21 protein-coding genes are annotated in these 22,857 nt (G+C 71.1%); 9 read left to right on the top strand and 12 right to left on the bottom strand.

From position 1 onward, the window contains the following. The first annotated feature begins 27 nt into the window (after positions 1-27). Positions 28-2,259, top strand: coding sequence for a lantibiotic dehydratase (locus AB0H37_RS02595; RefSeq protein WP_360610886.1), 2,232 nt, complete (start codon positions 28-30; stop codon positions 2,257-2,259). Here the strand turns inward: AB0H37_RS02595 and AB0H37_RS02590 are convergent. From AB0H37_RS02590 to AB0H37_RS02575, 4 genes are all read right to left on the bottom strand, one after another. Beyond that, on the bottom strand, positions 2,232-3,629 hold the full coding sequence (locus tag AB0H37_RS02590) for an MFS transporter (protein WP_329086688.1): 1,398 nt from the start codon (positions 3,627-3,629) through the stop codon (positions 2,232-2,234). The two genes, AB0H37_RS02595 and AB0H37_RS02590, sit on opposite strands and share 28 nt — an antisense overlap. Before the next feature lie 138 nt (positions 3,630-3,767). Next, positions 3,768-4,529 (bottom strand): Crp/Fnr family transcriptional regulator, encoded by a 762-nt coding sequence (locus tag AB0H37_RS02585; protein ID WP_360610884.1) that lies wholly within the window; start codon positions 4,527-4,529, stop codon positions 3,768-3,770. Then, positions 4,530-4,745 carry a hypothetical protein gene (locus AB0H37_RS02580; protein ID WP_360610882.1) on the bottom strand — a complete coding sequence of 72 codons (216 nt, stop codon included), beginning with the start codon at positions 4,743-4,745 and terminating at the stop codon, positions 4,530-4,532. It lies immediately after the preceding gene. A gap of 442 nt (positions 4,746-5,187) precedes the next feature. Then, positions 5,188-5,772 carry a dihydrofolate reductase family protein gene (locus tag AB0H37_RS02575; protein WP_360610880.1) on the bottom strand — a complete coding sequence of 195 codons (585 nt, stop codon included), beginning with the start codon at positions 5,770-5,772 and terminating at the stop codon, positions 5,188-5,190. A gap of 529 nt (positions 5,773-6,301) precedes the next feature. Between AB0H37_RS02575 and AB0H37_RS02570 the strand changes: the two genes are divergently transcribed. Together AB0H37_RS02570 and AB0H37_RS02565 are read left to right on the top strand one after the other, a co-directional pair. Then, positions 6,302-8,095, top strand: a complete 1,794-nt coding sequence (locus AB0H37_RS02570) for a hypothetical protein (RefSeq protein ID WP_360610878.1) — start codon at positions 6,302-6,304, stop codon at positions 8,093-8,095. Continuing rightward, the gene (locus AB0H37_RS02565) at positions 8,079-9,488 is read left to right on the top strand and encodes a hypothetical protein (protein WP_360610876.1); all 1,410 of its coding nucleotides are present in this window, start codon (positions 8,079-8,081) and stop codon (positions 9,486-9,488) included. The genes AB0H37_RS02570 and AB0H37_RS02565 overlap by 17 nt, the downstream gene beginning before the upstream one ends. On the opposite strand, the gene AB0H37_RS02560 is transcribed toward AB0H37_RS02565, so the two are convergent. After that, entirely contained in the window at positions 9,481-10,260 is a 780-nt protein-coding gene (locus tag AB0H37_RS02560; RefSeq protein WP_360610874.1) for an SDR family NAD(P)-dependent oxidoreductase, read from the bottom strand. The two genes, AB0H37_RS02565 and AB0H37_RS02560, sit on opposite strands and share 8 nt — an antisense overlap. A 243-nt stretch (positions 10,261-10,503) precedes the next feature. Here AB0H37_RS02560 and AB0H37_RS02555 point away from each other — a divergent pair, with 243 nt between their 5' ends. After that, the gene (locus AB0H37_RS02555; RefSeq protein ID WP_360610872.1) at positions 10,504-11,151 is read left to right on the top strand and encodes a TetR/AcrR family transcriptional regulator; all 648 of its coding nucleotides are present in this window, start codon (positions 10,504-10,506) and stop codon (positions 11,149-11,151) included. A gap of 71 nt (positions 11,152-11,222) precedes the next feature. Here the strand turns inward: AB0H37_RS02555 and AB0H37_RS02550 are convergent, their stop codons facing one another. Both AB0H37_RS02550 and AB0H37_RS02545 read right to left on the bottom strand, forming a co-directional pair. Then, positions 11,223-12,368 (bottom strand): PQQ-binding-like beta-propeller repeat protein, encoded by a 1,146-nt coding sequence (locus AB0H37_RS02550; RefSeq protein ID WP_360610870.1) that lies wholly within the window; start codon positions 12,366-12,368, stop codon positions 11,223-11,225. A 128-nt stretch (positions 12,369-12,496) separates the two neighbouring features. After that, positions 12,497-13,993 carry an MFS transporter gene (locus AB0H37_RS02545; protein WP_360610868.1) on the bottom strand — a complete coding sequence of 499 codons (1,497 nt, stop codon included), beginning with the start codon at positions 13,991-13,993 and terminating at the stop codon, positions 12,497-12,499. Positions 13,994-14,135: 142 nt separating this feature from the next. Between AB0H37_RS02545 and AB0H37_RS02540 the strand changes: the two genes are divergently transcribed. The 3 genes from AB0H37_RS02540 to AB0H37_RS02530 all read left to right on the top strand — a co-directional run bounded on the left by AB0H37_RS02540 (position 14,136) and on the right by AB0H37_RS02530 (position 17,908). Continuing rightward, positions 14,136-14,813, top strand: a complete 678-nt coding sequence (locus AB0H37_RS02540; RefSeq protein WP_360610866.1) for a TetR/AcrR family transcriptional regulator — start codon at positions 14,136-14,138, stop codon at positions 14,811-14,813. Between the two features lie 150 nt (positions 14,814-14,963). Continuing rightward, entirely contained in the window at positions 14,964-15,908 is a 945-nt protein-coding gene (locus tag AB0H37_RS02535; protein WP_360610864.1) for a TIGR01777 family oxidoreductase, read from the top strand. Positions 15,909-16,114: 206 nt separating this feature from the next. Beyond that, positions 16,115-17,908 (top strand): ATP-dependent DNA helicase RecQ, encoded by a 1,794-nt coding sequence (locus AB0H37_RS02530; RefSeq protein WP_360610862.1) that lies wholly within the window; start codon positions 16,115-16,117, stop codon positions 17,906-17,908. Between the two features lie 24 nt (positions 17,909-17,932). Here the strand turns inward: AB0H37_RS02530 and AB0H37_RS02525 are convergent, their stop codons facing one another. Then, entirely contained in the window at positions 17,933-18,280 is a 348-nt protein-coding gene (locus AB0H37_RS02525) for a helix-turn-helix transcriptional regulator (RefSeq protein WP_360610860.1), read from the bottom strand. Positions 18,281-18,282: 2 nt separating this feature from the next. After that, positions 18,283-18,423 (bottom strand): hypothetical protein, encoded by a 141-nt coding sequence (locus AB0H37_RS02520; protein WP_360611209.1) that lies wholly within the window; start codon positions 18,421-18,423, stop codon positions 18,283-18,285. A gap of 575 nt (positions 18,424-18,998) precedes the next feature. Here AB0H37_RS02520 and AB0H37_RS02515 point away from each other — a divergent pair. Next, complete coding sequence (locus AB0H37_RS02515) at positions 18,999-19,154, top strand: hypothetical protein (protein ID WP_360610858.1); 156 nt, start codon at positions 18,999-19,001, stop codon at positions 19,152-19,154. 38 nt (positions 19,155-19,192) lie between these two features. On the opposite strand, the gene AB0H37_RS02510 is transcribed toward AB0H37_RS02515, so the two are convergent. Next, positions 19,193-19,387, bottom strand: a complete 195-nt coding sequence (locus AB0H37_RS02510; RefSeq protein ID WP_360610856.1) for a DUF397 domain-containing protein — start codon at positions 19,385-19,387, stop codon at positions 19,193-19,195. After that, a complete protein-coding gene (locus AB0H37_RS02505) occupies positions 19,384-20,199 on the bottom strand; it encodes a helix-turn-helix transcriptional regulator (RefSeq protein WP_360610854.1) in 816 nt (271 codons plus the stop codon). The genes AB0H37_RS02510 and AB0H37_RS02505 overlap by 4 nt, the downstream gene beginning before the upstream one ends. A gap of 138 nt (positions 20,200-20,337) precedes the next feature. Between AB0H37_RS02505 and AB0H37_RS02500 the strand changes: the two genes are divergently transcribed. After that, positions 20,338-20,727: an ATP-binding protein gene (locus AB0H37_RS02500; RefSeq protein ID WP_329098578.1), complete on the top strand. Its 390-nt coding sequence runs from the start codon at positions 20,338-20,340 to the stop codon at positions 20,725-20,727. Positions 20,728-20,836: 109 nt separating this feature from the next. Here the strand turns inward: AB0H37_RS02500 and AB0H37_RS02495 are convergent, their stop codons facing one another. Continuing rightward, positions 20,837-22,855 (bottom strand): serine/threonine-protein kinase, encoded by a 2,019-nt coding sequence (locus tag AB0H37_RS02495; RefSeq protein WP_360611207.1) that lies wholly within the window; start codon positions 22,853-22,855, stop codon positions 20,837-20,839. Between the last annotated feature and the right edge of the window lie 2 nt (positions 22,856-22,857).

The raw sequence follows: 22,857 nt of genomic DNA, 5'->3' as shown, positions 1-22,857 counted from the left end.
GGAACGCGATGGTCGGTTTGGCGAGATGTGCTGATCCGCTCCACCGGATTCCCCGCGGACGGGCTCGCGCTTTTCGCCGCGCCGGAATGCGCCGCCACCGCCGACGATTTTCTCGACGGCGCCACCGGTGAAACCGAATTCACGCAGGCCATGGACACCGCATTGGCGGACGCGAGCCGCGCCGCCGCGAAGATCGCCGCCGATCCGCTCTTCCGCGAGGCGGTGACATGGCAGAACCCCGCCGCGGCGGTGCATTTGGCACGTCTCGCCGACGGCCCGGCCGTCCGGCCGGGCAAGAACCCGAGGCTGGAGCGCAAGAAGCGGCGGGGGCGGGAGAACACGCTCGTCCGCTACTGGCAGCGCTACTGCGGCAAGAACGACACCGCCGGGTTCTTCGGCCCCGTCGCCTGGGGCACGCTCGACCCCGAGGCGGCGGACGCGGTCGAGGCGCGGCCCGGCGGGGGACTGGTGCGGTCCCGCAGGGTCGACTACGAGTTCTGGGCACTGGAGGCGTACGTCGCCGCACTCCTGGACGACCTGGACGTGGCGCGGTGGCTGCCGGCCGGCGTCCACCCGCACCTGCTCGCCGACGGAGACCGCGTCCTGCGGCCGGGGGAGGGCCCGCGCCCCCTGACCGCCGCCGAGGCCGAGGTGGTGTCCCGCTGCGACGGCACCCGCGCCGTGGCCGAGATCGCCTCCGACCCGCACCTGGCCACCGCGCTGGATCGGCTGGTGGACGACGGAATCGTCTGGCGGGGCGTGAACATGCCGTACAACCCGAGGGCGGAAAGCGTGCTGCGCGACACCCTCAACGCGATTCCCGAGCCGAAGGCCCGGGAGCGGGCGCTGGCCGGACTCGCCCGGCTCGACCGGGCGCGCGCGTCCGTGGCCGCCGCGGCGGGCGACGCCGACGCCCTGGCCGCCGCCCTGGAACGCCTGGACACCGAGTTCACCGCCGTCACCGGGGCGGAGCCGGAGCGGCGCAGCGGGCAGATGTACGCGGGGCGGCGGCTCTGCTACGAGGACACCGTCCGCGACCTGGACGTCACGTTCGGCCGCCCGCTCCTGGACGCGCTGTCCGGCCCGTTCGGGTCCGTCCTGCTGCCCGCCGCGCGCTGGCTCTCGGCCACTCTCGCGGACGCCTACGACGCCGCCTTCCGCGACCTGTACCGCGACCTGCTCGAACCGGGCGCCGACGGCGTGCCGATGCCGGTGTTCTGGGACGCCGCCCAGGCCCTGCTGACGGGGCACGACCGCCCGGTGGACGCGGTCGCCGCCGAGTTCGCCCGCCGCTGGAACGCGCTGTTCGGCCTGGACGGCGCGCCGGGCGAGCGCCGCCTGGCCTTCACCGCCGCCGACCTGGACGAGCCCGCCGCCCGGCTGTTCGCCGCCGAGCGTCCCGGCTGGGCGGGCGCCCGCATCCACAGTCCCGACCTCTGCCTCGGCGCGGCCGGCGCCGAGGCGATGGCGGCGGGGGAGTTCACCCTCGTTCTCGGCGAGATGCACACCGCGTGGCCGACCCTCGACTGCGCCGTGTTCGCCGACCGGCACCCCGACCCGGGCCGGCTGCGCGCCGCGGCGGCCGAGGACATCGGCCCCCAGTTCCGGCCGCTGTACCCGACCTGGTGGCCCCACTACACCGCGCGCATCGCGCCCGTCCTCGGCGTCACCGACCGCCAGCTCGCGTTCGCCGCGGCCCCCGGTGCCGATCCCGCCCGCGCCCTGCCGCTGGTCGCGCTCACCGTGTCCGAGCACGCCGGAACCCTGGAGGTCACCGGACCGGACGGGCTCCGGTGCCCGCTCCGCGAGGTGTTCGCGCTGCTGTTCGGCTGGCTCGGCGCCGAGGCGTTCAAGCTCGCCGGCGCAGGCCCCCACCACCCGCGGCTCACCCTGGACGGGCTCGTCGTGGCCCGCGAGACCTGGCGCACGACCGTCGGCGGGACGGGCATCGCGCCCGCGCACGGCGCCCGCGAGTACCTCGCCGCCCGGCGCCTGCGCCGCTCCCTCGGCATGCCCGAACGCGTCTTCGCGAAGGTCGGCACGGAGGTCAAACCGGTGTACGTCGACTTCACCGGCCCCCGGTACGTCTCCTCGTTCGCCACGCTGCTCCGCGCCGCCCGCGCGTCCTCCGGCGACGACGTCCCCGTCGTCTTCACCGAACTCCTGCCGGACCTGGACGAAGCGTGGCTGCCCGACGCGAAGGGGCGGCGCTACAGCTGCGAGCTGCGCCTTCAGCTCTGCGATCCGGAACGTCCCTGAGCGCGGAAGGCGACCAGCGCCAGGAGCATGCAGCCGGTGAACGCCACCCCGGCCGTGAACGCGTCCCGCATGCCGTCCACCTTGGACGAACCGGCGTGGTCCACGGTGACCAGGACGGCGACGCCCAGCGACCCGCCGATCTGCTGCATGCTCTGCAGCAGTGCCGAGGCGGCCCCGGACTCCCCGGGCGGCACCGACCGCATCGCCACGAACGTCGCCGCCACCGCCACCAGCCCCGTCCCCGCCCCGAACAGCAGCACCGGCCCGAGGATCATCGCGAGGTAGGAGCTGTCCCGCGCCACCTGGGTCAGCCACACCATCCCGGCCACGCACAGCACGGCCCCGGCCGCCATGATCGGCCGCGGCCCGTACCGGGGCAGCAGCCCGGGCACCGCCCTGCTGGCGGCGATCAGCGCGATCGTCGTCGGCAGGAACCCGAACCCCGTCGCCAGCGGCCCGTACCCCAGCACCCCCTGGACGTAGAGCGTCAGGAAGAACAGCATCCCGCTCATGGCCGCCGTGAGAAGGAACCGCATGAGGAAGGCGCCCACCCGGTCCCGGTCGGCGAACAGCCCCAGCGGCACGATCGGCTGCCGCGCCCGCGCCTCGACCACCGGGAACAGCACCAGCAGCGCCCCGGCCCCGCAGAAGGCGCCCACCGTGAGCGCCCCGGACCATCCCTGCTCGGCGGCGCGGATGAACCCGTACACCAGCAGCGTCGACCCGAGGGTGCACGTGAGCGCCCCGCCCACGTCGAACCGCCCCTCCTGCCTGGCCGACTCCCGCACGACCCGCGGCACGAGCAGCACGATCGCGAGGCCCACCGGCACGTTGACGAACAGCACGGCCCGCCAGGACGCCCACGCCGTCAGGACGCCCCCGAGCACCAGCCCGGCGACCATCCCCACACTCGCGACCATGGAGAACACGGCCAGCGCCCGGCTCCTGCGCTCCGCGTCCTGGAACGTCGTCGCGATGAGCGCCAGCGCCCCCGGACCCGCGAGCGCGGCCCCGACCCCCTGCGTCGCCCGGGCCGCCAGCAGCCACCCCGGCGAGACCGCGAGCCCCCCGACCAGCGAGGCGACGGTGAACACCCCGACCCCCGCGACGAACACCCGCCGATGCCCGAGCAGATCACCGGCCCGTCCCCCGAGCAGCAGCAACCCCCCGAACGCGAGCGTGTAGGCGTTGACCACCCACGAGAGCCCGGCGTCGCTGAAGCCGAGCCCCCGCTGGATCCCGGGCAACGCGATGTTCACGATCGAGGCGTCGACCACCAACGTGAGCTGGCACCCGCACAGCAACGCCAGCGCCGCCCCCCCACCGCCCGCAGCCGCAGGACGCCGACCAGACGCTTTCGCAGGGAGCATGAGTCTCCTCACCAGGAGCAGTCAGCCCAAAAGCTAACCAACCCCCCACGTCCCCACCAACCCCCAGGCCCAGGGGATTTCGTACCGCCTCATATGGATGCCGTGCTACCTGGTGGAATCGCTGAGACTGCGAGTTCGCTACTGCTCGTGAGGGCTTGTGTCTTCGTTGTTCTGGGCGAAGGCCCTTAGCTTGTGCAGATCAACTACCGTGATTCTGCGCCAGCCAGTACGAATCAGACCTCGGCTGCGCAGGCGCGCCAAGGATCGCGCGACGGTTTCGCGGGAGGCGTCGATCCAACTGCCGATCTCCTCTTGGGACAGAGGAGGTGCTATGTCGATGCTGCCGTCCGCCCCTGGGGGGCTGTGCATGGCGGAGAACTCGGCCAGATCGAGGAGCAGCATTGCCAGGCGCTGGGCCCCCGTGCTGGTGACATGTACTTCCAGGCGCCGATCCGCGTCATCGAGTCGTCTCACGAACGTTCCGCTGACCAGCTTCCATGCTTCGGGATGAGCGTCCAGAAAGGCGATGAATCTCGCTGCGGGAAACACTAGGGCGTACACGGGGGAAAGGGCAGTGACCGTCGCCGAACGAGTCCGGGCGCCTAGAACCGCACTTTCGGCGATCAGGTCGCCGGGGCCCCGCACGGCCAAGACGACGTTGTGACCGTCTTCCGTGCTGCTGGTCACCTTGGACCAGCCCTCTTGGATGATGAGCACGTGGTCGGACTCGTCGCCTTCATACACCAAGGGCGTCCGGGCTTCGAAGGATCGTAGACGCCCCACGTCGCGGAGCGCGGCGCGCTGCTCGGGCTGGAGGGCGTACCAGAATCCACGCCGGAGGGAGGACGCGTCCGCGGAGGCGCGTCCGCGTCCTCCCCTGCGTGAGATCTCTTCGGCCATCTACCCGCCGTTGAGGGCGCGAATGATGACGGGAAGAACGGCGATGACGCTGGCGACCGCCGCCAGAACGGCGGCGGCGGCCGTGAGTACCGCCACGGGCCTGAGGGCCGGGGCGGTGAGAGCGCGATGCACGATGAAACCGATAAGGACGAAGAGCGCGATTGCGATCACCACGACGGCGATGACCACGCCCGTGTTCGGATCCTGTGAGGCCAAGGGCGGTCTCCTCTTGTGCCGGTGCCTGGACGTGCCGATGCAGGGCTGACCCGCCGCCAGTGCTCACGGTGCTGAGAGGAGGGAGGGTGGAGCCTCCACGGTCTTCAGCGAGCTCGGGCTGCGAGCTACTTTGGAAGGTAGCCCTCAGCCAATGAAGATCGGAAGGGCTGCGGACACGCCGAAAGGGCGGTACGTCTTCGGGCTCCACCCCGTAGACCCGCCCTCCGGCCGGCGATGAGCGTCCAGGCACCGGACACAAGTCACGCCTCGGTTCATTGAACAGGTACTTCGCAGGCGTCATTGTGACGCCAGGTCACGGGTTGCAGGCCAATCTTCGCTGAGCCGCCGCACCGGAGACCGGGGTGACCCCCAGGATAGATTCGTAAGACCGCGGCTAGGCGCGCATTGGGCACGGAGACCCGCAAAAGCGGTTCGCCCGGTCTCAGTGGCGGGTGTAGTGAGCGATGATCACGCCCTTGGGGGTGGTGACGCTTCCGGTGAGGTCGAACTCGGTCAGCGGGGCGGGGCCTTCGAAGAGGCGCCTGCCGGCGCCGAGGGTCAGCGGGTGGATGAGCAGCGTGTAGCGGTCGATCAGGCCGGCGGCGTGCAGGCTCTGGACCAGTGAGGCGCTGCCGTTGATCGCGAGATCGCCGCCCGGCCGGGCCTTCAGCTCCGCGACCGTCTCGGCGGCCTCGCCGCGCAGGAGGATCGAGTTCTGCCACGCGTCCACGTCGTCCAGCGTCCTCGACGCCACGTACTTCGTGGCCGCGTTCATGTGCTCGGTGAACGGGTTGCCGTCGGTGGCCCGTCCCCACGCTCGGAGGAAGTCCTCCCACGTCCGGCGGCCGAACAGCATGTGCCCGGCGTTGGCCATCCCCTTGGCCATCTCGCGGCCCATCACCTCGTCGTTGTACCGCGGGCCCCAGCCTCCGTGGGCGAAGCCGCCGCGGGTGTCCTCGTCCGGGCGCCCCAGCCCCTGGACCACTCCATCGAGGGTGACGAACATCGTGACGCTGATCGAACGCATCGAGCTGATCCCTTCCGTAGCGAGGGCCGTCCTGCTGCGGCCCCTCACCCCCTACACGAACGCCCGCCCCCGAAATCGACACCGCTGCGGCGAGACCCTCAACCGAGTTCGCACTGTCGAGCGAGGCGAGCCGCAGGGCGGATCGGGCAGTGAACTCGACGCCCAAGAATGTGGTCCGTGCGTAAGGGTCGTCGAAGCGCTTCGCTCAAACCTCGGACGGCGGGCCGGATTCGGTCAACTGGAGGATTATGTAGCAAAGTCGCGGCCCGCGAGCGTGGCTTATGGGGAATGGCGGGGAGGTGCGGCGTGACCGCCGGCCAGGTCGCCGACTGGCTGCACCGTGCGGAATGGCGTCGTGGGACGCGGAATCCTTCACGTCCGGGCATCTGTGGACGGCAGCGAGGCAATCCGCGCGCCCTTCCGCCTTCGGGGTGGGGCACTGTGCGCCGGACTCTGGATCGCTAGTAATTAGTATAGTAAATTGACGCCGATCGGCGATCCCGCCTGCAGGAACACGGGGGAGAAGGCCATGGTCGGCATTGCACCGTTCACGAACCTGCGCCGAAGAGTGATCGTTCTCATCGCGGCGGCGGCGGCCGCCGGTCTGCTCGCGTTCCAGCCCATGGCAGGGGCCGACGCCGGGGCCGGTGACGTGGCCGTCAGCACGTCCAGCGTCAAGGGACGCGACGGCACCACCTACACCGTCACGAACCACGTCGTCCGAACGAAGGGCGAAGGCCGCCGGAAGGAATGGCTGCTGGTCTGGACGGGTGACGCGAGCGTCCCGGGCGGCCCGGTGGGCGCCGCGGGCCACACCGCCCACCGGAAGTCCGACGTCGAGGGCTCCGGGGACCCCGACTTCCTCGCCGTGATCGACGCGACGAAGGGGTCCCGCGACTACGGCAAGGTCGTCAACACCGCGACGATCGGCCCGCTGCTGCAGAACGAGCCGCACCACATGCAGTACGTGTGGCACAAGGGCGACAAGGTGTTCGCCGGCGGGCTGCTCAGCGACACGACCTACGTGTTCGACGTGGGGCGGCTGCCCCGGATCAGGCTCAGTGGCGTCACCACCGCCACGGACACCCCCTGCGGCACGGCCCCGGACGCGTTCACGACCCTGAAGGACGGCACCGTCTACGGCGCCTACATGGGCGGCCCCAACGTCCCCGGCCCCTGCACGTACACGCACGGCGAGGTCAGGACCGGTAACGGCGCGGCGGGTACTCCGGGAGAGGTGCTCCGGATCGACCAGACCGGCAAGGTGCGGGTCGAGTACCCGGCGGCCACGGAGGCGGCCGAGCCCGACACCTGCCACAGCATCCCGCAGGTGGACCCGCCGACCTGCGCCAACCCGCACGGCATCCGGGTGCGCGAGGACCTGGACCGGCTGGTCACCAGCGACTTCGCCGAGGTGCGGAGCCTGATGCTGCTCCCGACCGCCGACTTCTACATCGCCCGCGACACGGTACGGATCTACGACATCGCGCACCGCGACCGCCCCCGGCTGCTGTCGGTCTCCCGCCTCCCGGACGGCCCGCGCAAGGAGCCGTTCCTCATCGAGGAGGAACCGCGCGTGGTGATGGAGACGGCGCTCACCAACGAACGCCGCCACCGGGGCGGGTTCGTGTCGACGATGGGCGGGGCGTCCGTCTACTACACCCCCGACATCACCGACCCGAAGCCGACGTGGCGCGAGGTCTTCGACGACACGACCGCGTTCACCAGGCTCGCCCCCGAGCTGGACAACCGCGTCGGCATGGACGGCGGCTCCTGGCTCCAGACCAGCGCGGACGACCGGTACCTGTACCACGTCGTCATGCGCCGGGGGGACGAGTCGTCCGGCGGCAAGGACACCGGCATGGTGTACGTGCTGGACGTCCGCAAGCTCGTCGACGCGGGCAGGCGGACCCGGTGCAACATCGACACCCTGGAGGAGGTGACGCGCGGCGGCGCCGAGCCCGACTGCCCGTCCCTGGTGAGCGTCCTGCCCGTCGAGGACCCGACGACCGGCGCCCCGCACTGGGCGGCGCTGGACAACTTCCGGCAGGGCCCCGGCGGCCATTACCAGGAGACGCGGCAGCCGACGCGGCTCGTGCTGGCGAACTACTTCGTCGCCGCGTCGCCGTTCGACGGCGACCACCGCGTCTGCATGGTCGACATCTCGCCGCGGCAGCAGCTCTCCCTGGACCGGAGCTTCAAGGACGAGCACACCCGCCGCCCCTGCGTGGAGTTCGACCGGTCCGCGTGGCCGCACGGCGAGACCGGCGACGCCCGGCCGCACGGCGTGCTGTTCGCGGTCTCCGATGCCGACGTCCGCTGACGTCCGACGCGCGCTGCCGTCCACCGGGGTGTGGACGGCCGCGGCGCTGCTGCTCCTCGCCTCCCCGGCGTGGGCGGACGGCGGTCACGGCGGTCACGGCGCGGTGCCGGACGGCGGCCGGGCCACCACGGCGATCCGCGTCGTCGCCCTGCTCGCCACCGCCGTCGTGGCGGGCGCCGCGCTGCTCCGTCCGCGCACCGGCCCGCCGTCCCGCGGGCTCACCGTGCTCGTCTCCGTCGTCGCGGCCGTCGCGGCGGTCGGGTACCTGGTGGCCGTGGACCGCGTCCTCGTGGCCCTCGCGCTGGCCGCGGTGGCGCTCACGACGCCCCGCGCGCTCCAGCACCCCCGGCGCTCCGTCGCGTCCGGCGCGGTGCTGGCCGCCGCGCTCGCGGCGCTCACCGTGGGCGGCTCGCTCACGGTGGTTCGGGACCGGGTCACCCCCGGTGTTCCGCTGTTGCGCGAGGTCGACCTGGCCGGGGAGCGCCTGCCGATCCTGGTGACTCCGCAGCGCCCCGGCTGGAACCTCGTCCACACCGGCGACCGTCCGGTCTCGGTGGGGACCTCCCGGGCTCCGGCGAGCGCCACGGCGCGCATGCCGGGCGCGCCGGGAACCTGGCGGCAGGTGTGGCTCCCGACCGGCCGCAGCCGGATCAGCCTCGGCTCCGGCGGCCGGACGACCTCCCTCACGGTCGACACCGGCCGTGGCCCGGCCACGTCGCCGCAGCTGGGCGCGGACGGCCCGGAATGCGCGAGCGCTGCCCTCGGCGCTCTCGTCTCGGGCGGTCGCACGGCGGTCCCGTGCCCCGCCGGCCGGCTCGACGCCGCCGACGCCGCCGCCCTCCGCGCGACGGTCGCGTTCCTCGCCGGCCGCGGGGTCCGTTCCGTTCACCTGGTCGGCGACGGGTCACCCCGCTCGCGGGCCGCGGCGCTGGTCGTCCGGGAGGCGAGCACGCGGGCCGGGATGAAGCTCACGGCGGCGGGCGCGAACCGTCCGGTCATCCTCGTCTCAGGCTGGTCCGAAGGGGAGGCGGCCCTCCGCCAGATGGCGCGCGGCAGTCTGCGGGGGCAGGGCGCCTACCTGGCGCCCTGGCTGCTCAGCGCACCGCTGCTGGCCATCCCGGCCGCCCAGATGCTCCCGCTGCGCTTCTCCCCACGCGACCCGGAACCGCTTCGCTACGCCGCCGAGCTACGGGCCCGGTTCCCTGACGAAACCCCTTCCGCCGCCGGTTACCGGGCATGGCGCGGCGGCAGGGGAGACGCCGGCCCGCCTCGGCTGTACTCGGCCTCCCTCGTCACCTTCATGCCGTCGAGAGCCCCGGCGCGACACCCGCACACCGGCACCAGCTGGCTCCCCGGCGGCACCATCACGGTGGCCACCGGCCCCCTCACCTGAGGTCGACCCGTCGCGTCACGACCATGGCGATGAGCCGGCCCAGGGCCGGTATCTCCAGTGGCAGGAGCGACGTCGCCGGATGGCTGCGGCGATGCTCGCCACGCTCGACGGCCTTCACGATCGCCTTGGCCGCCGACTCGGGCGAGACCGGCGGCGGGGTTCGCATCGGACCGGCCCGCCAGGGGAGCAGATCGATGTCACGGGCGGCGGTGTCCGTGGCACCGGGCACGATCTCCAGCACCGACACACCGGTGCCCTGCAGTTCGTGTCGCAGCGTGACGGTCAGATGCGCCAGGGCGGCCTTTGACGCGCCGTAGTAGCCCAGAAGCGGGATCGGCACGGCCCGCAGGGTGGAGGTGACGTTCACCACCAGACCACCGCTGGAGCGCAGAGTCGGGAACAGGTGCCGGGTCAGGGCGAGCGGAGACCAGAGGTTCGTCTCGAACAGCGCCCGTGCCTGATCGTCGTCACCCATGGCGCACTGCGCGGCCACCAGGCCGGTGCCGGCGTTGTTGATCAGGATCTGCACCCTGCCCAGCGCGGACATCGCGTTCCGCGCCAGCTCGGCGGCCGCGCCGGGACGGGACAGGTCCGCCTCGATCACGTGTGGCCGTACCAGGCCGGCGCCCTCGATCTGGTCGGCGGTCTCCTCCAGGACCGCCCGGCGACGAGCGGCGATCGCCAACCGTCCACCCCGCTCGGCCAGGGCGAACGCCACCGCTCGGCCGATCCCGCTCGAAGCGCCCGTCACCAGGATCGGCGCCTCTGCCACCGATCGGCGGCTCACCCTCCTGCTCCCACCGAAGTGCCGCTGCCCATCCGGGCCTCCCTATTGACTGATTATCAATCAGTTTGGGACGGTAGTCCTGCCGTTCCGGATCGTCAAGCAAGGGGAACCTCGATGAAACCGGTGACCTTCAGGCCCCTGTCGGCCCGCGCCCTGCCGCTGTCGTCGGCGAACTCCGCCATGCCCGAGCCCACGCGGCCGTCGGCCGCCGCGCTCTAGGCTTTTTCCATGACCGGCCCGCGCCTCGACGGCACCAGGACACCCCGCATCGACCGGCGTGCCCGGCTCATCACGGCCGCCTCGCAGCTGTTCTCAGAGCGCGCCTACGACGAGGTGACGACCACCGAGATCGCCGGCCGGGCGGGCGTCGCGTACGGGCTCATCGCCCACCACTTCACCAACAAGCGCGGGCTCTACCTGGCCACCATCCGTGCGGCCGGCGAAGCACTCCAGACTCTTCAGGAGACCCCGCCCGACGGCGAGACGCCGGCCGAGCGGCTCCGCAACGCCATCAGCCGGCACATCGCCTACATGGACCGCCACGCCGCGGGGTTCCTCACCCTCATCCGCGGCGGCAACGGTTCGGACCCCGAGGTCCGCGCCATCATCGAGGAGCTGCGTTGGCAGGGTGCTCTCCGCATCCTCAACGCCCTCGGCGTCGACCAGCCCGTCCACCCCGTGCTCCGCGCCTCCATGCGCGGCTGGGTCGGCTACCTCGACGAACTCATCGTCGACCACATCCACCACCACGACATCCCGCGAGAAGATCTCGTTCGGCTCACCATCAGCGCGCTGACGGCGACCTTGCGCACGGCCTGGTCCATCACCCCCGATATCGGGATCGCTCCGGCCACCGTCGATCTCCTCGGCGCCTGACAAGGTGCCGGTGACGCCGGAGTCCGACGCCCATCGTGTTCCGCTCGCCTGAGCGGGCCGCGGCAGGCCGTTCAGACGCGGATGAAGTCCAAGGTGAGCGTGTTCACCTTGGCGTCGTGGCCTATCGCGACCCAGTCGTTCCCGAGCCCTTGCAGCCATCCCGGGAAGCGGCCGAGGCGACGGCCCGTGGCGGCGTCGTAGACGAGGACGAACGGGCGGTCGCCCTCGGCTCCGCTGACGGCGACGCGCCGCTGCGTGACGGCGGTCTCCCAGCTGGCGGACTCCCCCGGCAGGCCGGGATCGGGCGCCTTCCACAGGACGCGGCCGGAAACGAAGTCCAGCAGGGAAAGGGCGCCGGTGTCCGCGTGCTGACGGACCAGGAGCGTGTGCCCGTCACCGTCGATCGGGACGCCCGGAGCGTCGCCGCGCCAGACCGTCCGTCCCGAGCCGAGATCGAAGACCTGCGGCCTTCCGGTGTCGGTGGACGCGGCGATCCGTCGGCCGTCGCCGATGAGGTCGAGTCCCGTGCTGGACGGGGCGAGCCGCTTCTCGCACTCGCCATCAGCATTGCGACCCGCGTAGACCTTCCGGGTCCATGTGCGGCGGGCGGCCCCCGCCTCGGCCGCGGAGACGGTGACCGTGCAGTTCTCGTCGCCGGACGGAGGATCGTGGTCGGTGCTGATCAGCGTCCGCCCGACCACCACCGAGTACCAGCCGCTCCTGTCGGGTCCACCCTCTTCGGCCGGTGGCAGGGGCCGGTCGTCGCCGCGGTGTGAAACGAAGATCTGGCCGGTGTCCGGGACGGACGGCCGCCGCACTCCGACCGCCGCGTTCGCCAACCGCACGTCGTCGCCCCGGAGGCTCCAGCCGACCTTCCCGGTGCGGAGATCCTTCCGGGTGATCTTGCAGGTGGCCCCGGCGCCGCAGACGGTGGTGAGGACGGCGTCCGTCGTGACCTGCACTTTCGTGACCGGACCGTCCTGCCAGAGCGTCCGGCCGTTCGCCGGGTCGATGACGCTGAACCGGACCGCGTCGGTCGTGGAGGCCTTGCGCCGGTGCACGATCAGGGCGCCTGCCACATCGACCTCATCGTCCTCCCCGGAGGGCACCCGCCACAGCTCCCGGCCGGACCCGGGGTCGACGCCGAGGACCGCCCGGTCGTTGGCGATCACCGCGACCCGCCCGGTGACCGCCGTGGAGTTCTCGCCGGTCGGCACGGTCAGGGACCAGGCCGCGGGCGGGCCCTCGCGGGTCGGGAGCTTCAGAGAGGTACCAGAGCAGGAGGCCCCCGCCGTGGAAACCAGGAGCACGAGGGCGGCAGTCCCTACACCGAGCCGGGAGCGGATCATTCCGACATTGTGACGGACGGCTGCGAATCGGTGGCGGGACCGGTCCGGGGCCGGCGGACGCGAGTGGACGGGGTGCGGAGGTTGAGGGCGACGAGGAGGGTGGCGACGATCCCTCCGGCGATGACGAGAACGGCGGCCTGTATGCCTTCGGCGGTGGCGACGCGCAGTTCTTCACCGGCGAGTCCATCGGTGCGGGCGTTGGCGACCAGGACGAGTGCGGCGAGCCCGACGACGGCGCCGATGCCGGAGCTGGTGGAGGCCATGCCCGAGGCGACCCCCTGCCGGTGGTCGGCCACCCCCGTGCCAGCGGCGATGAACATCATCGTGAACACGACGCCGTCGCCGATGCTGACCGCGACGAGCCCCGGCACGAGCGCGGCGTAGGAGCCGTCGGCGGAGACGGCAAGGCCGACGGCCACCGCGCCGGCCGCGCCGACGGCGAGCGCGGCGACCAGGGTGCGCCTGAGGCCGAAGCGCGTCACGGCCTGGCCGGCGAAGGTCGAGCCCGCCACCACCACCGCGGTGGGGAGCAGGAACGCCACACCGGTCTGCAGCGGGTCATAGCCGCGGACATCCTGGAAGTAGATGGACAGGAAATACAGGAGGGCCCCGAATGTCGCCGTGAACATGAAAGCGACCACCAGGGCCACGCACAGAACGCGGTTGGCGAGAAGCCGCATGGGCACGAGGGGGTCCGGGCTGCGCCGCTCGACGACGGCGAACGCCGCGAGCAGCAGGAGCCCCCCGGCCGCGGTGCCGATGGTCCAGGGCGAGTCCCAGCCGAGGGCCGGGCCCTGGACCAGGGAGAACACCAGCAGGGTGACCGCGCCGGTGGAGGTCAGCGCGCCCGGCAGATCGAACACCCGGCCCGCCTCCCGCGACCGGTCCGGCTCAAGGAGCCGGAAGGCCGAGACCAGCGCCGCTCCGGCGAGGGGGACGTTGACGAAGAACACCGCCTCCCAGCCGAGCATGCGGGTGAGCACGCCCCCGAGCAGCACGCCGACCACCAGCCCGGCGGCGCCGGAGCCACCCCAGACGCCCAGGGCGCGGTTGCGATCACGACCCTCCGCGAAGGTGGTGTTGATGATCGCCAGCGTGCTGGGAAAGACCAGCGCCCCACCGAGCCCCTGGACCGCCCGGGCCGCCAGTTGCGGCGCCGGACCGGTGGCGAGCCCGCCGGCCAGCGAGGCCACGGCGTACAGGGTCAGCCCGGCGACCAGCATCCGGCGCCGGCCGAGCAGGTCGGCGGCGCGGCCGCCCAGCAGCAGGAATCCGCTTGAGGCGACGGCGTACGCGCTGACCACCAACTGCAGCGTCCGCGTCGAATATCCCAGCTCGCGGCCGATGTCCGGCAGCGCGACGACGACGATGTACTGATCGAGGGAAACGATCAGCATCGCGAACGACAGCAGCGCCAAGGCGGCCGTCTTGGAGTGAGCACCACCTCGACCGTGCGGGTCGCGTGCTTTCGGTGGGACACGGGTGTCGTGCATGGCGTCACTCCAGTGTTCAGGTCTTGCCGCGGGGAGGACACGTCCAGCCCGCGGCCTTGTCTTGTACTGTACGGAACAGTTCAGTTGAACTCAACCGTACAGTTCAGGTTTTGGTACGCTGGACCTCGACGACGAAGGAGCGATGATGCCGGCACCCCCGCAGCGCGCAGGGTCACGCGCCGAGTCTCCGCGCGTTCTCACCGGCGACCGGGCGGCGCGCAAGCGGCAGGTGATCATCCAGGCGGCCCGATCGGCCTTCGTCCGGGACGGCTTCGACGCCGCGATGGACGCCATCGCCGCCGACGCCGGCGTTTCCAAGGTCACCGTCTACAACCACTACGGGAGCAAGGAGACCCTCTTCGTCGCCGTCATCGGCGAAGCCCTCCAGGAGGCCCTCGCCGACGCCATCTCCGGCACCGCGCAACGGCTGGAACACTCCGACGACCTGCGGGCCGCGCTCAAATGGACCGCCCGCGCGTGGGTGGACAGCATGACCCGGCCCGACATGGTGGCCCTGCGCCGCCTGGTCGCCAGTGAGGTCCGCCGCTTCCCGGAACTCGGCGAAGCCTGGCGCCACCACGGCCCGGACCGCGCCCGTCCCGCGCTGGCGGCGGCGTTCGAACGCCTCATCGCCGCCGAGCGGCTGACCATGCCGGACGTGGAGACCGCGATCCTCCAGCTCTACGCGCTCGTCCTCTACCCGCACCTGGTGCACGGCACCTACGGAACGACGCTCGACCGCCACACGACCGAGCGCCTCATCGACTCCGGAGTCGACATGTTCCTGTCCTTCTACGCCTACCGCGACGCCACGGCGTAACTTCGCATCTCGACTGCCACCCGCCGGCGCTGTCGACCGCTCTCCTGCGCGCCCTGCGACGGTCGCCCCCCGTCTGATCGCCTTGCGACCAGCTATTGAACGTGTTCAAATACAGAGGTCAGGCTCGTGCACGAGACGGGGAGAGCCGCCATGAGGATCGTGATACCTGGGGGAACCGGCCAGATCGGCGCGATCCTGAACCGCGCGCTGACGACCGCCGGCCATGACGTCGTGGTCCTGACCAGGCGCCCGTCACACGAGCACGAGATCCCGTGGGACGGCGAGACGCCGGGTCCCTGGACCGAGGCGATCGATGGCAGCGATGTCGTGATCAACCTGGCCGGACGCAGCGTGAGCTGCCGGTACACCCCGGCCACCCTGCAGGCCATGATGGATTCGCGGGTGCGCTCCACCAAGGTCGTCGGTGCGGCGATCGCCGGCGCCGCGAAGCCTCCCCGGGTCTGGCTCCAGATGAGCACCGCCACCATCTACGCCCACCGCTACGACGCGCCCAACGACGAGGCGTCCGGCGTGCTCGGCGGCACCGAGCCCGGAGTGCCCGGCTACTGGGCCTACAGCGTCAAGATCGCCAAGGAGTGGGAGCGGGCGCAGCAGGAGGCCGAGACACCGTCCACCCGCAAGGTCGCCCTACGTTCCGCCATGGTGATGAGCCCCGATCGCGGCGGCGTCTTCGACTACTTGCTCTGGCTGGCCCGGCTCGGCCTCGGCGGCCCGGTCGCGGGCGGTGCCCAGTACGTGTCCTGGATCCACGACCAGGACTTCGTCCGCGCGGTCGAGTTCCTGATCGGCCAGGACGACCTCGCCGGACCGGTGAATCTCGCGGCTCCCGACCCCGTCCCGCAGCGCACCTTGATGCGAACACTGCGCACCGCATGCCGCGTCCCGGTGGGCCTGCCCGCAACGAAATGGATGGCCGAACTCGGCGCCCTCGCACTGGGCTCGGACACCGAACTCCTCCTGAAAAGCCGCCGCGTCATCCCAGGCCGCCTACTCGAAGCAGACTTCACCTTCCACCACCCCCACTGGCAAGAGGCCGCCGAAGACCTCGTCCACCGCGTACGCACCTCCCGGTAACGACCGCCGCCGACCTCTCGTAGCGGGCCCGCCTGCGGGTGGCCGACGGACGTTTCCGCAGCGCAATGCCGCCGGAGGTTTCCGCAGAGTGTTCCTGAGGGAGAGATCCGCGTGTTTCGTCGCTTCCGGCGAGGGAGGACGGTCGGCGCCGCGCCGACACACGCTCCTCGAACTCGGCGGCGGGGACACTGCGCAAGGAGGACTGGATGGGCAAGCGGGTTGTCTGGGGCCGGCTGGGCAGGCGTCGCCGGTTGCGCCGGGTGGCCAGGGAGGTCTTCGGCTGGCCGGATCTGCGTCCGGGCCAGGGCGAGGCGATGGAACACCTGCTGCGGGGGCGTGACGTGCTGCTGGTCATGCCGACCGGCGGCGGCAAGTCCGCCGTCTACCAGGTCCCCGCCCAACTGCTTCCCGGGCCGACCGTGGTCATCTCGCCCCTGATCGCCTTGCAACGGGATCAGATGGTCGCGCTCGCCGGTCGCGACGCCGGCGGCGCCGTGATGGTCAACTCCGCGCAGTCCGACGGCGCGAGCGAGGACGCCATGGACCAGATCCGGGCGGGCAGAGCGGAGTACATCTTTCTCTCACCCGAGCAGCTGGCCAAGCCGTCGGTCGTGGAGCGGCTCGCCGCCGTGCGCCCCTCGCTGGTCGCCGTCGACGAGGCGCACTGCGTCTCCTCGTGGGGCCACGACTTCCGGCCGGACTACCAGCGGCTCGGCCGGGTGATCGAGCGCCTCGGGCATCCTCCAGTGATCGCGCTGACCGCGACCGCCTCGCCGCCGGTACGCGATGACATCCTCGCGACGCTCGGGCTCGGCGAGGCACGGCAGATCGTCCGCGGTTTCGACCGGCCCAACCTGTCCCTGGAGGTACGGCGGTTCCACGAGGAGGCGGACAAGAGGCGGGCGCTGGTCGAGGACGCCGCAGGTCGAACGGGGCTGGGCCTCGTCTACGTCGCCACCCGGCGCGACGCCGAGGCCTACGGCGAGGAGCTGGCCGCGGCCGGGCTGCGTGCGGCCGCCTATCACGCCGGGATGAAGGCGGCCGACCGTCACCGGGTGCACGAGGCGTTCCAGGGCGACGAGCTCGATGTCGTGGTGGCCACCTCGGCGTTCGGCATGGGAATCGACAAGCCCGACGTCCGCTACGTGCTGCACGCCGCCCCGCCGGAGTCCCCGGAGTCGTACTACCAGGAGATCGGCCGTGCCGGGCGAGACGGGGAGCCCGCGGCCGCCGTCCTGTTCTACCGGTCGCAGGACCTCGGACTGCGCCGCTTCTTCGCCGCAGGTAAGCCGGACGAAGAGAAAATGCTCCAGACCGCGACGCTCCTTCAGGCCCATGGTGGCACTGTTCCGGCGAGCGAGATGCGCACCACCCTCGGCGTCGGCGCATCCAAGCTCACCAGCCTGGTGAATCTGCTGGAGCAGACCGGAGCTGTGGAGACGACCGGCCGGGGAGATCTGCGATACGTCCAGGAGGGGCCACGGCCCGAGGAGGCCGTCGCACGCGCCACGGAACTCGACGAGAACCGCCGCCGCGTCGACGACTCACGCATCGACATGATGCGCGCCTACGCGGAGACAACAGACTGCCGCCGCCGTTTCCTGCTGGAATACCTGGGCGAGCCCCACGCGGGCTCATGCGGGACTTGCGACGTCTGCCAAACAGGGGCGACCGCCACCCCGGACCGTCCCAACGAAACGGCCACCCCGCCGGACCAAACCGACGAGGCCCCGTTCCCTCTGCACTCCGAGGTGCAGCACGCCGCGTGGGGAACCGGAACGGTCATGCGGGTGGAACCCGACCGGATCACCGTCCTCTTCGAGGAGGCCGGCTACCGCACGCTGTCCCTGGAGGCGATCCAACGCGACAACGACCTCCTGACCCTCCACCCCGCCGCAACAGGCTCCCGGCCACCAACACGGCGCGGCCGCCGACGCTCACCCCGAGCACGCCGAGACAAGGCCGCCGCAGCTAAGACGAAATCCACCACCGGCGTCTGATGCCATGGTGGTTGCGGTGCGGCGTCAGGCGGCGTTGGTGGGCCGGTCGGTGACGGGGAGCCTCATGGTGTGGTCGCCGAAGTCGGCCACCAGGTCAAGGTGGCCTCCGAGCGCCTCGACGTATCGGGCGATGACCTCGATGGAGGTGACCTCACCGTGCTCGATCTGGGAGACGCGGGCGACGCTCACGCCCATCCCGGCGGCGAGGTCTTTCTGGCCGAGGCCGGCATGCTTGCGGGCTTCGGCGAGCTGGTGTCCGCGCGCTTCGGCGAGGAGCCTGCGCGCTCCGGCCTCGACCTCGGAGGGGGAGACGCCGGCCGCGTGCAGTTCCTGTTCTAGGGTCTCCCAGTCCTGCGGAGTGCGCTTGGGCACGGTCACTCCTCCTCTTGGGCGGTGTGGTCGACGTAGAGCTGTTCGGCCAGTGAGATCTTGTCGCGGTACCACCGCTCCCAGTTGCCCGCCTTGTCGCCTTCGAGCAATAGGAGCGCTGACCGGGACGGGTCGGAGGCGAAGATTGTCCTGATCTCGGATCGGCCGCGAGAACCGGGTCGTAGCTCCTTGAGGTGATGCAGCTTGCTGCCTTGAGGCGATCGACCAGGGGCCTGCCCAGGGTCGGGCCCTCTTCACGTAGCGCCGCCACGGCTTGGGCGACCTGCGTGGCGGAGCCGAGATCCTCCTTGATCAGGGTGCGGAACCACGTCGCGTACTCCTCGGTCACTTTCACCGCCCAGGCCAAGACGTCCCCCTTCGAAAATTAAGGATAGCCTTAACCTAGTGTCTTCGGCTCCTCCAAGGGGTGCGGGCATGCGAACTGGCCGGGGCAACCTCCTCCGCCAGGTCTCAGGATGGGCAGAGAGGCCCTCGACGAGAGGTTCGTACCGAGGCCGCCGAGCGAGCGCCAGGTGAACGCGGCGGCGTGGGGTTACACGCGATGGTTCGGACCGGTGCGGATCAGCGCTCAGGTGTAGGTGCATCAAGCTCATTGGACGGTGCGGCCCTGGCACGAGAACGGCCGCGATCTTCGAGGCCGGAGAGCAAGCCCAGCCTTGAGCGGCTCCACGCTGAAGCCGACCCGGACGAACCCTGGAAGTTGCGCGCGCTGAAGATCGGCAACACCGGCCGGTTCCGCCTCCAAACGACCGCCTTCGACGGCCCCCAGCACCCGCAAACGATCATCGACCAGGACGTAGTGCGCTCCTTCGCCCTGCTCGACGAGGCTCTCACCATCCGGCGCACGGACGACTGAAAAACGGCGTGTGGAGAGCGAGTCGGACGAGAGGACGGTCAGCGGGGCGGTTCCTGCTTGATCTGCTCGATCAGGCTGGCGAACTGGGCGGGGGAGAGGGCGAGGCGGCCTCCATCCGGGTCCTTCGAATCCCGCACGCCGATTCCGACCCCTGGGGCAAGTCGTCCCAGCTCAACGCACTGATTGTCGTTTGCTCCACCGGTGTACGAACTCTTGCGCCACTTGACGATCATTCGTAGTGCTCCAAGTACCGCTTGATGATCTCTTGGGAGGCTTCCTCGGAAGCAGCCTTCACTCCGATGCGATCGAACATAACGGACAGCTCCCGAACCTCGCGAGGTGATTCGATCAACCGTCCGCCGTTCTGAGCGGCGGAGTACGCGACGTCTCGGTCCTCAAGGCCGATGATCTGCATAGACCCGTCAACGCCCATGTACTCCCCTGAAGTGAAGGGGATGACCCGCAAGCTCACGTGGGGCAGTTCAGCCATCTTCAGCAGGTGTTCCAGCTGCCTCTTCATGACCTCTACCCCGCCCACCGGGCGAGCCAGGACACCCTCGTCGATCACTGTCCAGGTGAGTAGCGAGTCACCCTTCTCCCAGTACGCCTTCTTCTTTGCGATGCGGACCGCCATGATCGCGTCCAGGTCTTTGAATCTGCTCGCCTTGACGTACGCCCAGGTGTAGTCGTCAGTCTGTAGTGCAAGCGGGACGACCTGGCCGTGGTAGGTCTTGATCGAGACGGCTTCCTCCTCGTACTTGTCGATTTGGCGGGCCCAGTCTGGATCATGCGCCATTCGGGCAAACCAAAGAAGAACCTGAAAAAGCATTCCGGTCCCGTACGCATGGTCGAGCAGCCGCATTTGATCATCCTGCGGGCGCCGTCGTCCGGCCTCCAGATTGGAAACAGTCGAGCGAGCCACACCGATGATCTCGCCACACTGGGTCAGCGACAGCCCCATCTTCTCTCTGAAGAAGCGCATGCAGAAGGCCAGAAAGTGCCACATGGAGATCTTGGGGTCGAGAGGGTCCCGGACGATCGGCATCGTTCCTCCTGTTTCCACTTCTCCCGTTAACAACGAAACCGTAGAACGTGGCGGTGACCCTTGCCGCATGAATTCGAAAATTCGGGCAAGGGTGGGGCGATGGTGATGACGGCTACCGGGGATCTACTTTTGCCCCTTATGGGCACACCGTCCGCGGTGGGGCTGGCGCGTACCCTTGTGGACGCAAGAATCCGCAACTGGACCTATTTCCACATTCTCGACAATGCGCTTCTCGTCGTCTCGGAGCTCGTCACCAACGCGGCGCGCCAGACGCCGCACCAGGAGATCCGCCTCCAGCTCAGCCGGGACGCGCACGGCATCGTCATCGCCGTCTGGGACGCGGACTACGCCCTCCCTCAGTCCAAGCCGATGAAGGAGCTCACCCTCGAAGACCTGGACCTGTCCGCGGAGGCGTTCGATGACAACGGCGGCTGGGGCCTCCACATCGTCCAGGCGCTGTCGAGCAAGTGCGGCGTCACGGGCGACCCGGCCGGCGGAAAGTGGATCTGGTCACGCATCCAACCGTGACCATCCCTCCGAATACCAAGTGTTCGCGGCGTGCCTGCCGTCATGGGGGTCGTGACGACGGCACGCCGCGACACCTGACAGGTGACGCCTACCGCCTGCACGATTCACGTCACGGCCCCAACGAACCGGGCACCTTCCACAGGCGGATGGTGCCGTCCTGGCCGCCGGTGGCGAGGGTACGGCCGTCCGGGCTGAAGCGCACGCTGAGGACGGCGCCGTCGTGCCCGGTGAGCGTCGGGCCGAGCTGCCGGTGGCGGGTCACGTCCCACAGCCGGACGGTCCCTTCCGAGCCCCCGGCCGCGAGGATGCGGCCGTCCGGGCTGAACACCGCCGTGTGGCAGCGGCCGTCGCAATGGAACGGAGTGCCCTTCTGCAGGCTCCGGGCCACGTCCCACAGACGGACGGTCTCACCGCCCGCCGTCGCCAGTGTCTGCCCGTCGGGGCTGAACGCCACGTCCTCGGTCCAGGAGTCGTGCCCGGACAGGTCCCCGCTGAGCTTCTTGCGGTCGTACACCTCCCACAGCTGCGTCACTCCGCGGGTGTTCCCGGTGCCGGGATCCTCCTCGGTGCCGGTCGTGCCGATCGCCAGCATCCGGCTGTCCGGGGCGAACGCCAGGGCCTGCACGTTGCCGGCGCCGGTCTCCAGGAGCGGGCCCACCTTCCCGTCGTCCAGGTCCCACAGCCGTACGGACTGGTCCGTGTTGCTGGTGGCCAGGACGCGGTCGTCCGGGCTCAGGGCCAGGGACGTCAGGGGCCCGAGATCGATGTCGAGGTCGCCTGGTTCACCCTTGCCCGACACCGGGAAGAGGCGGAGGCTACCGTCGTCGCCCGCGGTGTACAGGGTGCTGCCGCCGTGACTGATCGCCAGCGCGTTGACGCCGTCGGGGTGGTCGAGGGGCGCGCGGCGCTGCTTCCCGTCCGCGACGTTCCAGAGCCGCACCGTGGCGTCGTCGCCGGCGCTGGCCAGAGTCCGGCCGTCCGGGGTGAACACCAGGTCGCGCACGGACGCGGTGTGCCCGCGCAGCGATCGGCTCGGCGGCGGGGCAGTGGACCGGTGCGCCCCGGGGTCGCTCCGGGCAGCGGACCCCGACCAAGGCGCCACCACCAGGGCCGTCACCACGAGGGCCACCACCAGGGCCGTGGCCACCGCCGCGCACGCCGCCAGCGCACCGCGCGGGGAGCCGAGGACGGTGAAAGGGCCGGAGCGGGGGCGGCGCGCGTAGACCAGGGTCGCCACGGGCTCCGGGCCGGGCACCCACCCGATCCAGGCCCGCCGCTCGTCGATCATTCGCTGCACCGCGGGCGGCCACGGCTGCGCGGCCGGGGCGACCGCACCGAGCATCGCCCTCAGCCGGACGGGGTTCGGCCGCCCGGCCGGGTCCTTGGCCAGGCACGCCGCGACGGCCGGGCGGAGCCGGTCCGGTACGGCGGACAGGTCGGGCTCGGCGTGCACGACGTTGTACAGCGCCTGCGCCGGGCCGGGCCCGTCGAAGGGGCCGCGGCCGGTGCAGGCGTACACCAGCACCGCCCCCAGCGAGAAGACGTCGTCGGCCGCGGTCGCCCACCCTCCCTCGGCCTGTTCCGGCGACATGTACCCGGGCGTTCCGGCCGGCACGCCGGTCTGCCCGTCGCGGCCGTCGCCCTCGGCCGCCCGTGCGACCCCGAAGTCGATCACCTTCGGGCCGTCGGCGGCCAGCAGCACGTTGGACGGCTTGAGGTCGCGGTGCACCAGCCCGGCCCGGTGGATCTCCACGAGCGCGGCCGCGAGCCCGGCCGCCAGCCGCAGCGCGGCCGGCTCCGGCAGCGGCCCGGCCGCCCGGACCGCGTCCCGCAGCGACGGCCCCGGCACGTACACCGAGGCCAGCCACGGGGTCGGCGCGTCGGCGTCCGCGTCGAGCACGGCGGCCGTGTACGCGCCGGACACGCTGCGGGTGGCCGCCACCTCGGCGTGGAACCGCTCCCGGAAGCCGGGGGTGCCGGTCAGCCGGGCGTGCAGGAGCTTCACCGCGACGGGCCGCCCGTCGGGCGCGGCCCCCAGCAGCACCCGGCCCATCCCGCCGCGGCCGAGCTCGCCGAGCATCCGGTAGTGCCCGACCCGCCGCGGGTCGGACGCGGCGAGCGGTCGCATGG

This window comes from Actinomadura sp. NPDC023710 (assembly GCF_040639875.1).
Taxonomy (GTDB): Bacteria; Actinomycetota; Actinomycetes; order Streptosporangiales; family Streptosporangiaceae; genus Spirillospora; species Spirillospora citrea.
The sequence above is the reverse complement of the archived record's forward strand: the minus strand, read 5'-3'. Positions and strand labels throughout refer to the sequence as shown.